Here is a 14046-nt window from a genome sequence, read left to right as displayed (position 1 = left end):
GGGCTCAGCGCCCGCCGAGGCTCCGGTCGAGGTTGATCACCGCGCTGATCAGGCTCAGGTGGGTGAAGCCCTGCGGGAAGTTGCCGAGCTGCTCGCCGTTGAGCCCGACCTGCTCGGCGTAGTGGCCGAGGTGGTTGGCGTAGGTGAACATCTTCTCCAGCGCCAGCCGGGCCTCGTCGAGCCGGCCCGCGCGCGTGAGCGCCTCGACGTACCAGAAGGAGCAGAGCGAGAAGGTGCCCTCCCCGTTCGGGACGCCGTCGGCGCCCCCGTCGACGCCGTCGTCGAAGGTCTCGGGGTCGTAGCGCAGCACCAGGCCGTCGGTGACGAGCCGCTCCTCGACCAGCGCCAGCGTGGACAGGAAGCGCGGGTCGTCGGGCGCGAGCATCTTGACCATCGGCATGAGCAGGGTGCCGGCGTCGAGGACGTCACCGCCGGCGAACGCCGTGAACGCACCGAGCTCGTCGTTCCAGCACTCGGTCATGACGCGCTCGTAGATCGCGTCGCGGGTGGCGGCGAGCTCGGGGAGGTCGCCGGGCAGGCCGCGCCGGCGTGCGACCCGCATCATCCGCTCGACCGCGACCCAGCACATCACCAGCGAGGTGGTGTGGGTGCGCGGCTCCCCACGGATCTCCCACATGCCCGCGTCGGGGCGCTCCCAGTTGTCGACCAGCCACGACATGATGCGCTGCAGGTCGGTCCAGGCGTCGTGGCTGATGCCCCGCCCGTGCTTGTCGAAGAGGTAGACCGAGTCGATGAGCTCGCCGTAGACGTCGAGCTGGAGCTGGTCGACCGCGCCGTTGCCCACCCGCACCGGACGGGAGCCGCGGTGCCCGGCGAGGTGGGAGAGCTCGCGCTCGTGCGGGATGGCGCCGTCGAGGTCGTAGAGCACCCGGAGCGGGCCGAGCCGCTCCTCGTCGACGCCGTCGTCGGCGGCCTCGCCGAGCCGCTCGGAGAGGAAGCGCACGAAGGCCGACGCCTCGTCGGTGAAGCCGAGGCGCAGCAGGGCGTAGACGCTGAACGCGGCGTCGCGCACCCAGACGTAGCGGTAGTCCCAGTTGCGGGTGCCGCCGATGCGCTCGGGCAGGCTCGTGGTGGGCGCGGCCACGATGCCGCCGCTCGGCTCGTGGCACAACAGCTTGAGGGTGAGCGCGGAGCGCTCGACCCACTCGCGCCACCGGCCGGTGTAGGTGCACCTCGAGAGCCAGCCGCGCCAGAAGGCGGCGGTGGCGTCGAACAGTTCCTCGACGTCGTCCTCGGTGCAGCCGCAGGCCGGCTCACCGGGGGCGAGCACCTCGAGCACGAAGAGCGCCGACTCCCCCGCGTGCAGGGCGAGGCGTGCGGTCGCGGCGTGGTCGGCGACCTCGAGCGCGCTCGTGCTCGACAGGGCGAGGTGGACGTCGCCGTCGGCGAACCGGACCACGTCGTCCTCGGTCGAGAGCTCGGGGGTGACGGCGCCGTAGTCGGGGCGCGGCGCCATCACCATCGTGAGGTCGACGCAGCCGCGCAGGCCCACCACGCGGCGTACGAGCCGCTGGCGGTGGCGGGGGTCGTGCGCACGCAGCACCGGCATGAAGTCCTGCACCTCGACCACGCCCCGGTCGGTCATGAAGCGGGTGACGAGGATGTTGGTCTCGGGGTGGTAGTACTGCTGGCTGCGTGCGTCGTCGTCGTCGGGGCCGAGCCGCCACGAGCCGGCGTCGGGGTCGAGGATCGAGGCGAACACGCTGGGCGCGTCGAAGCGGCCCGGGCAGAACCAGTCGATCGTGCCGTCGGTGGCGACCAGCGCCGCGGTGCGCAGGTCGCCCACGAGGCCGTGGTCGGCGATCGCCGGCGACAGCGCGCCGTGCCGCTCAGTCCGCATCGCGGCCCGGGTCCCGCTCCGAGTCCCGCCCCAGCCGCCAGCCGCCGTCGGGCAGTGCCAGCGCGGCGTCGGGCCCCCACGAGCCCTGGTCGTAGGGCTGCGGCTCGGGCCGGTCGTCCAGGACCGGCTGGCAGACCTCCCACAGCCGGCGGGTCTCGTCGGAGTGGGCGAACAGCGTGTGGTCGCCGTGCAGGACGTCGAGCAGGAGCCGCTCGTAGGCCTCGAGGGGCTCGTCGTGCGGGAGCTCCTCGCCGAGGTCGAGGCGCATCGTGGCCGGCGCGAGCTCCATCTCGGGGCCGGGACGCTTGCCGAGCAGCTCGACGTGCACCTGCGCCTCGTCGGTGAGCTCCAGCACGAGCTCGTCACGGGCCAGGTCGGAGCCGAAGACCGTCGAGTCGGGGCCGCGGAAGCGGAGCGTGACCGTGCGACGGGTCTCGGCCATCGCCTTGCCCGTGCGCAGGAAGAACGGCACGTCGCGCCACCGGTCGTTGTCGACCCGGGCCTCGAGCGCCACGAAGGTCTCGACCGTGGAGTCGTCGTCGACGTCGTCCTCGTCGCGGTAGCCGTCGTACTGCCCGAGCACCACGCGCGACGGGTCGAGCGGGCGTACGGCCTCGAAGACCTCGGCCCGAGCGCGCCGCACGGCGTCGGCGGACCACTCCCCCGGGTCCTCCAGCGCGACGGCGCCCAGGATCTGGAACAGGTGGGTGGAGACCATGTCACGCAGCGCGCCGGTCGTCTCGTAGAACGAGCCGCGGCCCTCCATCGCCAGGGTCTCGGGCACGTCGACCTGCACCGAGGCGATGCTGCGCCGGTCCCATGCGGGCTCGAAGAGGGCGTTGGCGAAGCGCAGGGCCAGCAGGTTCTGCACCGCCTCCTTGCCGAGGAAGTGGTCGATGCGGAAGACCTGGTCCTCCTCGAAGACCTCGCGCACGTCGCGGTCGAGCTCGCCGAAGGACTCCAGGTCGAGGCCGAAGGGCTTCTCGATCACCAGCCGGGCGCGCTCGGCGAGGCCCTCGCGACCGAGCATCCCCACCATCCCGGGCATCGCGTCGGGCGGGACGGAGAGGTAGACCAGGCGGCGCGGCTCGCCCCCCATCGACTCCTCGAGCTCGCGCACGCGTGAAGCGAGGTCGGCCCCGTCGTCGGCGTCGGAGGTCACGAAGCAGGTGCGGTCGAGCAGGTCACGAGCGACCTGCTCGTCGAGGTCGTCGACGCTCTCGCGCAGGCCGTCGAGCACCTCGTCGCGGAAGTCGTCGTCGGACCCCGGCGAGTGACGCCCGCTCCCCACAACGGCGTAGTCCTCCGGCAGCCGGCCGGCGGCAGCGAGACGGTAGAGGCCCGGGAAGAGCTTGCGGGCCGCGAGGTCGCCGCGGGCACCGAAGAGGACGAAGACGTGCGCGGGCAGGTCGGGGTCGCCGGACCCTGTGGTCGTCATGCGGCCACGCTAACGAGCCACCCGAAAGGTGGGGCTCAGGAGTTGCTGTAGACCGCCGGCCCGCCGTCGGTCCCGTCACCGTCCGGCCCGCGACCGGCCCACGTCCAGGCGTACGCCGGGTCCTCGACCGCCAGCCCGCCCTCACCGAGCTCCAGCGGGGCGAAGGTGTCGACCATGACGGCGGACTCGTCGAAGAACTCCGCGCCGAGCGACGCCTCGATCGCGCTGGGCTGGGGGCCGTGGGCGTGACCGCCGGGGTGCAGGCTGATCGAGCCGAGGTTGATGCCCGATCCCTTGCGCGCCTCGTAGTCGCCGCCGACGTAGAACATGACCTCGTCGGAGTCGACGTTGGAGTGGTAGTAGGGCACCGGGATCGCGAGCTCGTGGTAGTCGACCTTGCGGGGCAGGAAGTTGCAGATCACGAAGTTCCAGCCCTCGAAGACCTGGTGCACCGGCGGCGGCTGGTGCACCTTGCCGGTGATGGGCATGTAGTCCTCGATGTTGAACGTGTAGGGGTAGAGGCACCCGTCCCAGCCCACGACGTCGAAGGGGTGGGTGGCGTAGGTGAAGCGGGTGCCGACGATGCCGCCGCTCGTGCGGTGCTTGACCAGCACCTCGACGTCGGTGCCTTCGACCTGGTGGGTCTCGGTCGGTCCGTGGAGGTCGCGCTCGCAGTAGGGGGCGTGCTCGAGCAGCTGGCCGAAGCGGGAGAGGTAGCGCTTGGGCGGGTGGATGTGCGAGCTGGCCTCGATGGCGTAGAGGCGCGAGGACTCGGCCGGCACCCAGCGGTGGTCGGTGGCGCGCGGGACCACCACGTAGTCGCCGGTGCGGTAGGGCACCACGCCGAAGACGGTCTCGACCGTGCCGCTGCCGGACTCGACGTAGACGCACTCGTCGCCGATGGCGTTGCGGTAGAGCGGGGAGGGGTCGGTGCCGGTGACGACGTAGCCGATGCGGACGTCGTTGTTGCCCAGCACCAGCCGGCGCCCCTCGACCGGGCAGGCGCCGCGGCCTGACCCGGGGAAGGGGAGGTCGTGCAGCCTGAGGTGGCGCGGCTTGAGCGGGTGGTTGGGCGTGCGGGCCTGGTCGGGGAGCTCCCAGACCTGGCTGTCGGTGATCGCGCTGGGCACCCCGCGGCGGTAGAGCAGGGAGGAGTCGGAGGAGAAGCCCTCCTCGCCCATCAGCTCCTCGCGGAACAGGTGGCCGTCGTCGTCGCGCAGCTGCGTGTGGCGCTGGCGGGGCAGCCGGCCGAGTGCTCGGTAGTGGGCCATCTCAAGTGTCCAATCATCCGATTATCGGACGCACGTGTCCGATATCTGGTGGCTAGAGTAGACCCGTGTCCCCTTCCCCCGCACCTGTCGATCCGCCGGCCGGCGCCCTGCCCGACCAGTGGCGCGACCTGGTCGACGACGCCGCCGTCTTCCCGCCGGGCGACGCCCCGATCCACGACGCCACCGCGGCGTGGGGGGCGCGCCGCGACGAGTGGTGGGCCGACCTGGTCGCCTCCTTCGTGCTGCGCGACACCGACCTGCCGCTCGCGCGTGGCTTCGGCGCACCGTTGTCGGTGGTCGTCACCGGCGGCGCAGGCCAGGTGGCGGGCCCGCTGGCCGCCGCGGCCCGGCTCGGCCTGGACGTCACCGCCCTCGAGATCGCGCTCCGCGACCCCGACGACCCCGCCGCCAACGTACGACGGGTGGTCGCCGCGCTCGACCACGCGCGGGGCGAGGGCATGCTCGCCGACGACGTACGCGTCCACGTCGAGGTGCCCGGTCCCGCCACGGCCGCCTGGCTGGCCGCCGCCGACGAGGTGGCCGCCGCCGGCCTGCGCCTCAAGCTGCGCCTCGGCAACGTCGACCACGCGCTGGTGCCCGACGAGGCGGTCGTCGCCGCGTGGGTCGATGCCGCGCTCGACCGGGAGACCCCGTTCAAGTGCACGGCCGGGCTCCACCGCGCGGTCCGCCACGACCCGGAGGGCGGCGGCATGCACGGCTTCCTCAACGTCCTGGTCGCCACCCAGGTGCTCTGGGACGGCGGCTCGGTGGCCGAGGCGACCGACGTCCTGCGCGAGCGCGACGGCGCGGCGCTCGCGGCGCACGACCTGTCCTCGGCCCGCCGCTGGTTCACCTCGTTCGGCTCCTGCTCGGTGACCGAGCCGCGCGACGACCTGGTCGCGCTCGGCCTGCTCTCCCCCCACTCCCCGGAGGACTCATGACCACCCCTCGCAGCACTCCCTCGAGCTGGGTGCCCGGCGCGGCCGGATCCGGCTTCGACGTCGACCACCTCCCCTACGGCGTCTTCGCGCGCTCCGGTGAGCACCCCCGCGTCGCGGTGCGCATCGGCGACCAGGTGCTCGACCTGAGCGTGGTCGCGGCCGCCGACATGGTCGACACCCACGAGCTCTTCGACCAGCCCACGCTCAACCCGTTCATGGCGGCCGGGCCGACCGTGTGGGACTCCACCCGGGCGTGGATCACCGGGCTGCTGACCGACGAGACCGAGCGCGACCTGGTCGAGCCGGCGCTCGCACCGCTGGAGTCGGTGCGGATGCTGATGCCGTTCGCCGTGGGCGACTACGTCGACTTCTACGCCTCCGAGCACCACGCCTCCAACGTCGGGCGCATCTTCCGCCCCGACTCCGAGCCGCTGCTGCCCAACTGGAAGCACCTCCCCGTCGGCTACCACGGACGGTCCGGCACCGTGGTCGTCTCGGGCACCGACGTGGTGCGCCCCAGCGGGCAGCGCAAGGCCCCCACCGAAGAGCAGCCGACCTACGGCCCCTCGGCCCGCCTCGACATCGAGGCCGAGCTGGGCTTCGTCGTGGGCGTCCCGTCCGCGATGGGCGATCGCGTCGCCACCGCCGACTTCGCCCGGCACACCTTCGGCGTGGTGGGGCTCAACGACTGGTCGGCGCGCGACATCCAGGCCTGGGAGTACGTCCCGCTCGGACCGTTCCTCGGCAAGTCGTTCGCCACCTCGATCAGCGCGTGGGTCACCCCTCTCGCCGCCCTCGACGCGGCCTGGACCGACCTGCCGGAGCAGGACCCCGAGGTCCTCGACTACCTCCGGGTGGAGGGCCCGGCCGGTCTCGACATCGAGATCGAGGTCGTGCTCGACGGGGAGGTCGTGGCGCGCCCGCCCTACCGCACGATGTACTGGTCGCCGGCCCAGATGCTCGCCCACACCACGGTCAACGGCGCGAGCCTGCGCACCGGCGACCTCTGGGCCTCGGGCACCGTCTCCGGCGCCGAGCGCGACCAGCGCGGCTCGCTGCTGGAGCTGAGCTGGGGCGGCAAGGAGCCCTTCACCGCCGGCGGTCGCGAGCGCACCTTCCTCCAGGACGGCGACGAGGTCACCCTGCGCTACACCGCGCCGGGCACGGGTGGCGGACGGATCTCGCTGGGCGAGGTCACCGGGCGCATCGTGCCAGGGCGCTGAGCAGCTCGACCGCGGGCCCTACGCTGGGCGCGTGAAGCAGCTCGGCCAGTACGCCGCTCCCCGGCACGTCGTCGCGCACCTCTCCGACCCGCACCTGATCGGCGCCGGCGGCCTGCACTACGGCGTCATCGACAACGATGCCCACCTTCGGGCCGCCCTCGCCCGCCTCGCCGCCGTACGTCCCGCGCCGCAGGCACTCGTCTTCACCGGCGACCTCGCCGACCGGGCCGAGCCCGAGGCCTACGCGACGCTGCGCTCGATCGTGGAGCCCGCGGCCGCGGAGATGGGCGCGGTGGTGGTCTGGACGATGGGCAACCACGACGAGCGCGCCCCCTTCGCGCGGGGCCTCTACGGCTCCGAGGACGACGGGTTCCAGGACCGCGTGCACGAGGTCGACGGCCTGCGGATCGTCGCGCTCGACACGAGCGTCCCCGGCTACCACCACGGCGACCTGCACGCCGACCAGCTCGCCTGGCTCGCCGACGTGCTGGCCACGCCGGCCGAGCACGGCACCCTCCTCGCGATGCACCACCCGCCGCTCCCGCTGCCGATGCTGCGCGCCGCCGAGCTCATCGAGCTGCGCGACCAGCAGGCTCTCGCCGACGTCATCGCCGGCACTGACGTGCGCGGCATCCTCGCCGGCCACCTGCACCTCTCGACGTGGTCGACCTTCGCCGGCGTGCCGGTGTCGGTCGCCTCGGCCGGCTGCTACACCTCCGACCCCGCGCCGGTCGACCGCTTCGTCTCCGGGGTCGACGCCAACCAGGCCTTCACCATGGTCCACGCCTACGACGACCGGCTCGTACACACCCTCGTGCCACTCGAGCGCGGCCCGGAGGTGAGCCACGTCGGGTCCGACATCGCCGAGGCCCTCGAGGACGTGCCGCTCGAGCAGGCGATCGAGCTCGCGTCGTCCAAGACGTCGTCCTTCAACAACTGAGGTCCCTTCCTTGCGACTGCTGCTGATGCGCCACGGCCAGACCCACGCCAACGTCTCGGGCGAGCTCGACACCGCCCACCCGGGCCTCGACCTCACCGACCTCGGACGCGCCCAGGCGGCGGCCGCGGCGCAGGCGATCGCCGAGGAGCACCTCGACGCGATCTACGTCTCCAGCCGGGTGCGTACGCACCAGACGGCCGCGCCGACCGCCGAGGACCGGGGCCTCGACCTCACCCCGCTCGAGGGGCTGGAGGAGATCGCGGCCGGCGACTTCGAGATGCGCAGCGACCACGACGCCGTCGCGGGCTACATCGGCACCGTCGCCACCTGGCTCGACGGCGACCTCGACCACCGGATGCCCGGCGGGGAGAGCGGCCACGAGTTCCTCGCCCGCTTCGACGCCGCCGTCCGCAGCATCGTCGACGCCGGCCACCGCGCCGCCCTCGTCGTCAGCCACGGCGCGGCGCTGCGCACCTGGGTCTCCACCCGCATGCGGCCGCACCCCGACGCCCCGCCCGCGACCCAACCCCTCCACAACACCGCCCTCATCGTGCTCGAGGGCGACCACGAGAGCGGCTGGGAGATGGTGTCGTGGCAGGGGCACCCGGTCGGCGGCGAGCTGCTCGACGACCCGAGCGCGGAGGACCCGACCGGCGACCTCGACCCCGACGGGGACGGCGAGATCGGGTAGGGCGCCCCGGGTGCCTAATGACGCTGGAGGACCTTGCGCGCCTTGCCGGCCGCGACGTCGGCCATCACGATCGCCTTGAAGCCCAGGCCGGTCGACTTCGGGAGGAGGCCGAGCTGCTGCATCATCGCCAGCGAGTCGTAGTAGAAGGTGTACTCGCTGATCAGTCCGTCGCGGAACCGGGCCAGGTTGGCCCCGCTCATCCGGATGCTCCTGCCTGTGGCGGGGACACCGTTCTGCAGCGGTCCGGTCATGGTCCCGACGAGCGTCCACGTGACGACCGCGGACTGGTCCTCGACGTCGGGATACACCCGGAATCCATCTCCGGGGACCTGGAGGTCGGGGAACGCGGTGAACGTGTCCCGCAACGCTGCTGCCACCGCCACCTTGCCTCGTGCCGGCGCGGGCAGCGTCGGTTCGGTCCAGACGATGTCATCGGCGTGGTGCTCGAGCAACGCCTCGACGTCGTGGCGGTTGTAGGCGTCCAGCAGCTCGCCGGCGAGAGCCCGCATCTCCGCTTCACTCAGCTGTGTCGTGCTCATCTCGGGTCTCCTTCTCGCGTCGGCGGACGGGTGGCGTCCGTGAGTCCATGGTCCTTGCCAGACTCGTCCGACCTGCCGCGTCGCGGAAGTGCCGAAGGTCCCCGACGCACGGGACAACGCGGGCGACGCAGACCGACCCAGCGGGGGATCCCCGGCTGACCGGGGATCCCGCCAGGGTCGCTCAGACGCCCTCGGTCCCGATCCCGGGGTGCACGAACGGCACGCCCGCCTTCATCTGCTCGACCGAGCCCGGGTGGACACGCGCGAGGTGGGCGAGCCCGCGACGGCGGTAGCGCAGGGTCTGCACGACGCCGAGGGTCCAGAAGAGGTATTGCACGGCCATCGCGAGCTTGAAGTCGCCGAGCGTGTAGGAGTCCATCCCTCCGGTCGACGACAGGTCGAGCACGACCCCGATGAGGCCCATGGTGAGGAGCGAGGCGGTGAAGCCCCCGATGTTGACCAGCCCGTTGGCGCGACCGGTCTCGTGCGCCGGGGTGAACGAGCGGGCGAGGTCGAAGCCGACCATGGAGGCCGGTCCGCCGCTCGCGGTGGCGAAGGCCATCACGACCACGAGCCAGCCCGGAGCCGCACCCGGCCAGAGCAGCACCGCCGTCCACGGCACGACCATGGCGAGCACCACGCCGACCACGATCCACGAGCGGTAGTAGGGCAGCCGCGCCACCAGCCGGGCGGTGACGAGCCCGCTCACCACAGCCCAGGCCGTCATCGCCATCAGCAGGGTGCTCGCGCCGCGGGCCGACCAGCCGAGCCCCTGCACGAGGAAGGGGTAGCCCCACAGCAGCGAGAAGACGGTGGCGGAGAACTGCGAGCTGAAGTGCGACCACATCCCGAGCCGGGTGCCGGGGTTGCCCCACACCGTGCGCACCGACTGGGCCAGCGCCCGCAGCTTGATCGCCACGACGTCGCCGCGGCGGTAGGGGGAGTCCTTCACCACCGCGAGCACCGCGACCAGCAGCACAACGCCGACGCTGGAGGTGAGGGCGAAGGCGCGGGTCCAGCCGAGCGCGTGGAGGAGGTAGGACAGCGGGCCCGCGGCGGCGATCGCGCCGAGCTGACCGGTCAGACCGGTCAGCTGGGTGACCATCGGCGCCTGCCGCACGAGGAACCACACCGTGACCAGGCGGATGACGCTGACGAAGACCATCGCGTCGCCCGCGCCCACGACCGCGCGCGCGGCCACCGCCGTGGGGAACGACTGGGCGAAGGCGAAGGCGAGCTGGCCGAGCGTCATCAATCCCAGGCCGACGAGCAGCATCGCGCGCGAGCCGTAGCGGTCGAGCAGCACGCCCACGGGCACCTGCATGCCGGCGTAGACCACGAGCTGCAGAACGGTGAACGTCGCCAGGCTGGTGGCGCTGATGTCGAAGCGGTCGGCGGCGATCAGCCCGGCGACGCCGAGCGAGCTGCGGTGGAAGACGGCCAGCACGTAGACGGCGAGCGCGACCAGCCAGATCACCCATGCGCGGCGCCGGCCGATGTCGTGGATCTGCTCGGCACTCACCCGGTCAGCATCCCATCCGACACGGAGACGTCCGGCGACGGGGACCCGTCGGCTCAGCCGCCGAGTGCGGCGGCGAGCTCGGCGCGCGACGGGGGGTCGGCGCCGGGGCGCGAGACGTTGATGGCCGCACCGACGGCGGCGGCGGTGACGGCGAGCAGGACGTCGCGGTCGGTGAGGGCCCGCAGGGCGCTGCCACCCCCGGCGCCGTGCACGTCGAGCCCGAGCAGCGCGTCGACCAGCACGCCGCTGAAGGTGTCGCCGGCGCCGACCGTGTCGGCCACGGCGACAGGCACGCCGGGCACCTCGAGGACGGTGCCGTCGTGGCGCACGGCCACGGCACCCTCGCCGCCGCGGGTCACCACGACCAGGGCCGGACCGAGGCCGGCCCAGCGGGTCGCCGTCGCGACCGGGTCCTCCCCGGGTCGCAGCCACTCGAGGTCCTCGTCGCTGACCTTCACCACGTCGGCGAGCGCCACCAGCTCCTCGACCCGGGCGAGGGCGGCCTCGCGGTCGGGAGTCAGCGCCGGGCGCGCGTTGGGGTCGAGCGAGACGAGGGCGCGGCCGTGATGGGTGCGCACCGCGGCCAGGACCGCGTCGGCCCCCGGGGCCAGCACGGTGGCGATCGAGCCGACGTGCAGCACCTCGTGCACGTCGCCCGGCACCTCGGCGAGGTCCCACACGAGGTCGAAGTCGTAGGACGCCGCGCCGGAGGCGTCGAGGGTCACCGTGGCGCTCGACGTACGACCGCTGCCGGGGACCTCCGCGTGCACGTCGACGCGGCTCTCCTCGAGCCAGGCGCGCACCAGCCGGCCGCGCTCGTCGTCGCCGAGCGTGGTGACGAGGCGGACGTCGCGCTCGAGGCGACCGAGAGCGATGGCGACGTTGGCGGGGCTGCCGCCGGGCAGGTCGCGCGGACGACCTTCGCTGTCGGGCACGACGTCGACGAGGGCCTCGCCGACGACGAGGATGCGCGGCTGGGCGTCGGTCATGGGCACATCATGCCGCGCTCAGGTCGGCCCCGACAGGGCCAGCGCACGCGCGAGCCCGGGGGCGAGCGGCAGCCGGGGAAGCAGGGTGGCCTGGACCGCGTGGTAGAGGTCGGGCTTGCCCGGCCAGACCGACGCCTGCGGCCGGTTGGCGGGGTCGAGCTCGTGGTGCCACGAGCCGTGCTCGGTGTCGCGGACGTGGTCGACGACGTAGCGCCACCACTCGACGTAGCGACGTGCGTAGACCTCCTCGCCCGTACGCCGGTGCAGCGCGGCCGCGGCCCCGATCGCCTCGGCGGCCACCCAGTGCACGCGCTGGCGCACGACCGGGGTGCCGTCCCAGTCGGTGGTGTAGACGAACCCCGCCGCGCCGTCGACGGCCCACCCGTCGGCGACGGCCCGGTCGAGGAGGAGCCGGGAGGTGTCGAGCAGCCCGGCGGGCACCGCGTCGCCCAGCGTGGCCTCGACGTGCAGCAGCAGCCGGGCCCACTCCAGGCCGTGACCGATCGTCGCGCCGTAGGGCTTGAAAGCGTCGTCGGGACGGTCCCGGTTGAGCTCGAGGTCGGGGGTCCAGTCGGCGCCGAAGTGCTCGGGGAGCCTGCCGTCGTGGAGGGGCGCGAGCTCGACGACGAGGGTCGCGAGCCGTCCGGCCCGCTCGTGCCACAGCGGGTCGCCGGTGGCGTCGCCCGCCGCGAGCATCGCCTCGACGGAGTGCATCGTCGCGTTGAGGCCGCGGTAGGGGGCCGCGGTGGTCCAGAAGCGGTCCCACTCGTCGACGACCCGACCGAGGCCGTCGTCCCAGAAGTGCTGCTCGAACACGGAGGTGGCCTCGGCGAGGAGCTCCTCGCCGCCGGCGATCCCGGCCACGGCCGCCGTGGATCCCGCGAGCAGGACGAAGGCGTGGTCGTAGCACGACTTCGCGGAGCCCTGCGGCCGGCCGGCAGCGTCGACCGCGCCGAACCAGCCCCCGTGCTGCGGGTCGCGCAGCGTCGTACGCAGCCCGTCGAGCGCCGCCGCGGCGACGGCCTCGCTGCCCTCCACCCCGAGCAGCGCGCCGAGGCCGAACACGTGCACCGTGCGGCTGGTGATCCACGTGTGGACACCGCGGTCGAGGTCCGGAGCACCGTCGTCGCCGAGCCAGGCCGCGCCACCGGCGGGGTGGATGACGCGGGCACCGAAGGCGAGGAGGCGGCGGCACTCCGCGTCGAGCCAGGCGTCGTCGGGCCAGGCGTCGTCAGGTCCGGAGGTGCTCAGCTCGGTCACACGGTGAGTCAAATGCACGAGACCCCCGCCTGTCGACGGGGGTCTCGCGACTGGACAGTGGTCCGTCCAGTGGCAGGTAGAGGATTCGAACCTCTGTAGGCAATGCCGGCTGATTTACAGTCAGCTCCCTTTGGCCGCTCGGGCAACCTGCCGGGCCGTGCGGAACAATAGCAAGGCACGGACTTCACCACGAATCGCCGGGGCGCCCTCGGGAGCCCCCACTAGGAGGCACAAATGGCTGACTCGAGCTTCGACATCGTGAGCAAGCTGGACCGCCAGGAGGTCGACAACGCCCTGAGCCAGGCCGCGCGCGAGATCGCCACCCGCTTCGACTTCAAGGGCACGGGCGCGAGCATCGAGTGGAAGGGCGAGAAGGCGATCGAGATCACCGCCTCCGCCGACGACCGCGCCAGCGCGGTGCTCAGCGTCTTCCAGGACAAGCTCATCAAGCGCAACCAGAGCCTGAAGATCCTCGACACCTCCGAGCCGCGCCAGTCCGGGCAGGTGTCGAAGATCGACATCACGCTCAAGGAGGGCATCACCTCGGAGGACGCGAAGAAGATCTCCAAGCTGATCCGCGACGAGGGTCCCAAGGGCGTCAAGGCGCAGGTGCAGGGCGAGGAGCTGCGGGTGTCGTCGAAGAAGCGCGACGACCTGCAGGCGGTGCAGCAGCTGGTGAAGTCGCAGGACTACGACTTCGCGGTGCAGTTCACCAACTACCGCTGAGCCTGCTCAGCTCGCCCACGAGGTGGACCACCGCCCGGCCGGGGTCGGCCGGTAGGGCGGCCGCCCCGATCTCGGCGACGGTCTGCTCGTCGGCACCGCGTCCGGCGACGTAGAGGGGACGCTCCTGCGCCAGCCGGCGCAGGGTCGTGGCGTGGGCGGTGAAGGCGGTGGAGCGTGTCGCGGAGAGCACGACGGCGTCGGCACCGGAGGCACGGGCTGCGGAGATGACCGCCGGGACCGGGGTGTCCGCACCGAGGAACCGCACCCGCATCCCGCGCTCGCGCAGCATCAACGCCACGCACAGCAGCACCATGTCGTGGCGCTCCCCCGACGGGCAGGCGAGCAGCACGACCGGCGAGGGCGCAGCCGCGTCGTCGAGCACGTGCTGGGGCGGCACCGACGACAGCGCCCACAGCTTGCGCCGCAGCATGTCGCTGGCGAAGTGCTCGTGCGCGACCGAGAGGCTCCCGGCCTCCCACCTGTCGCCGACCTCCTGCAGGAACGGCAGCACGACCCCGACGACGGCCCCCGACAGCGGGACGTCCCAGAGCAGCTTGGCGATCGCGATCTCGGCGGCCTCGGAGTCGAAGGCCTCGACCGCGGCCCACAGCTCGTCGGAGGTCGTCGTGACGGTGTTCACGAGCG

13 protein-coding genes and 1 tRNA gene are annotated in these 14046 nt (G+C 72.8%); 5 read left to right on the top strand and 9 right to left on the bottom strand.

All coding sequences use genetic code 11. From position 1 onward, the window contains the following. Window positions 1-4: 4 nt before the first annotated feature. From ASG76_RS09235 to ASG76_RS09225, 3 genes are read right to left on the bottom strand one after another with little or no spacing between them, the layout of a single operon-like run. On the bottom strand, window positions 5-1861 hold the full coding sequence (locus ASG76_RS09235) for a glycoside hydrolase family 15 protein (protein ID WP_056602152.1): 1857 nt from the start codon (window positions 1859-1861) through the stop codon (window positions 5-7). Beyond that, on the bottom strand, window positions 1851-3299 hold the full coding sequence (gene zwf / locus ASG76_RS09230) for a glucose-6-phosphate dehydrogenase (protein WP_056602151.1): 1449 nt from the start codon (window positions 3297-3299) through the stop codon (window positions 1851-1853). The genes ASG76_RS09235 and zwf overlap by 11 nt, the downstream gene beginning before the upstream one ends. Window positions 3300-3334: 35 nt before the next feature. Continuing rightward, window positions 3335-4570, bottom strand: coding sequence for a homogentisate 1,2-dioxygenase (locus ASG76_RS09225; protein ID WP_056602150.1), 1236 nt, complete (start codon window positions 4568-4570; stop codon window positions 3335-3337). A 65-nt stretch (window positions 4571-4635) separates the two neighbouring features. Here ASG76_RS09225 and ASG76_RS09220 point away from each other — a divergent pair, with 65 nt between their 5' ends. The 4 genes from ASG76_RS09220 to ASG76_RS09205 are packed head-to-tail and all read left to right on the top strand — an operon-like array spanning window position 4636 to window position 8365. Beyond that, window positions 4636-5511: a hypothetical protein gene (locus ASG76_RS09220; protein ID WP_056602149.1), complete on the top strand. Its 876-nt coding sequence runs from the start codon at window positions 4636-4638 to the stop codon at window positions 5509-5511. Then, window positions 5508-6734 carry a fumarylacetoacetase gene (gene fahA / locus ASG76_RS09215; protein ID WP_056602148.1) on the top strand — a complete coding sequence of 409 codons (1227 nt, stop codon included), beginning with the start codon at window positions 5508-5510 and terminating at the stop codon, window positions 6732-6734. Before ASG76_RS09220 ends, fahA begins: the two co-directional genes overlap by 4 nt. Window positions 6735-6765: 31 nt before the next feature. Then, window positions 6766-7674, top strand: coding sequence for a metallophosphoesterase (locus ASG76_RS09210; protein WP_056602147.1), 909 nt, complete (start codon window positions 6766-6768; stop codon window positions 7672-7674). Between the two features lie 10 nt (window positions 7675-7684). After that, window positions 7685-8365, top strand: a complete 681-nt coding sequence (locus ASG76_RS09205) for a histidine phosphatase family protein (RefSeq protein WP_056602146.1) — start codon at window positions 7685-7687, stop codon at window positions 8363-8365. Window positions 8366-8379: 14 nt separating this feature from the next. Here ASG76_RS09205 and ASG76_RS09200 read toward each other — a convergent pair whose 3' ends face one another. The 5 genes from ASG76_RS09200 to ASG76_RS09180 all read right to left on the bottom strand — a co-directional run bounded on the left by ASG76_RS09200 (window position 8380) and on the right by ASG76_RS09180 (window position 12827). Next, a complete protein-coding gene (locus ASG76_RS09200) occupies window positions 8380-8904 on the bottom strand; it encodes an ester cyclase (protein WP_082587375.1) in 525 nt (174 codons plus the stop codon). Between the two features lie 181 nt (window positions 8905-9085). After that, window positions 9086-10426, bottom strand: coding sequence for an MFS transporter (locus ASG76_RS09195; RefSeq protein WP_056602144.1), 1341 nt, complete (start codon window positions 10424-10426; stop codon window positions 9086-9088). A 53-nt stretch (window positions 10427-10479) separates the two neighbouring features. Further along, complete coding sequence (locus tag ASG76_RS09190) at window positions 10480-11415, bottom strand: carbohydrate kinase family protein (protein WP_056602143.1); 936 nt, start codon at window positions 11413-11415, stop codon at window positions 10480-10482. An 18-nt stretch (window positions 11416-11433) separates the two neighbouring features. After that, window positions 11434-12675: an AGE family epimerase/isomerase gene (locus tag ASG76_RS09185; RefSeq protein WP_200948109.1), complete on the bottom strand. Its 1242-nt coding sequence runs from the start codon at window positions 12673-12675 to the stop codon at window positions 11434-11436. 70 nt (window positions 12676-12745) lie between these two features. Beyond that, a tRNA-Tyr gene (locus tag ASG76_RS09180) sits at window positions 12746-12827 on the bottom strand. A gap of 82 nt (window positions 12828-12909) precedes the next feature. Here ASG76_RS09180 and ASG76_RS09175 point away from each other — a divergent pair. Then, window positions 12910-13401 carry a YajQ family cyclic di-GMP-binding protein gene (locus ASG76_RS09175; protein ID WP_056602142.1) on the top strand — a complete coding sequence of 164 codons (492 nt, stop codon included), beginning with the start codon at window positions 12910-12912 and terminating at the stop codon, window positions 13399-13401. On the opposite strand, the gene ASG76_RS09170 is transcribed toward ASG76_RS09175, so the two are convergent. Then, on the bottom strand, window positions 13385-14041 hold the full coding sequence (locus tag ASG76_RS09170) for a B12-binding domain-containing protein (protein ID WP_056602141.1): 657 nt from the start codon (window positions 14039-14041) through the stop codon (window positions 13385-13387). The two genes, ASG76_RS09175 and ASG76_RS09170, sit on opposite strands and share 17 nt — an antisense overlap. Window positions 14042-14046 lie beyond the last annotated feature (5 nt).

Source organism: Nocardioides sp. Soil774 (assembly GCF_001428125.1).
Classification (GTDB): Bacteria; Actinomycetota; Actinomycetes; order Propionibacteriales; family Nocardioidaceae; genus Nocardioides.
This window is presented reverse-complemented; position numbering and strand designations above follow the sequence as displayed.

Coding starts and splice junctions, on each gene's coding strand:
- ASG76_RS09190 (WP_056602143.1), bottom strand. CDS start 11,415: ATGACCGACGCCCAGCCGCGCATCCTCGTCGTCGGCGAGGCCCTCGTC.
- fahA (WP_056602148.1), top strand. CDS start 5,508: ATGACCACCCCTCGCAGCACTCCCTCGAGCTGGGTGCCCGGCGCGGCC.
- ASG76_RS09225 (WP_056602150.1), bottom strand. CDS start 4,570: ATGGCCCACTACCGAGCACTCGGCCGGCTGCCCCGCCAGCGCCACACG.
- ASG76_RS09175 (WP_056602142.1), top strand. CDS start 12,910: ATGGCTGACTCGAGCTTCGACATCGTGAGCAAGCTGGACCGCCAGGAG.
- ASG76_RS09235 (WP_056602152.1), bottom strand. CDS start 1,861: ATGCGGACTGAGCGGCACGGCGCGCTGTCGCCGGCGATCGCCGACCAC.
- zwf (WP_056602151.1), bottom strand. CDS start 3,299: ATGACGACCACAGGGTCCGGCGACCCCGACCTGCCCGCGCACGTCTTC.
- ASG76_RS09200 (WP_082587375.1), bottom strand. CDS start 8,904: ATGAGCACGACACAGCTGAGTGAAGCGGAGATGCGGGCTCTCGCCGGC.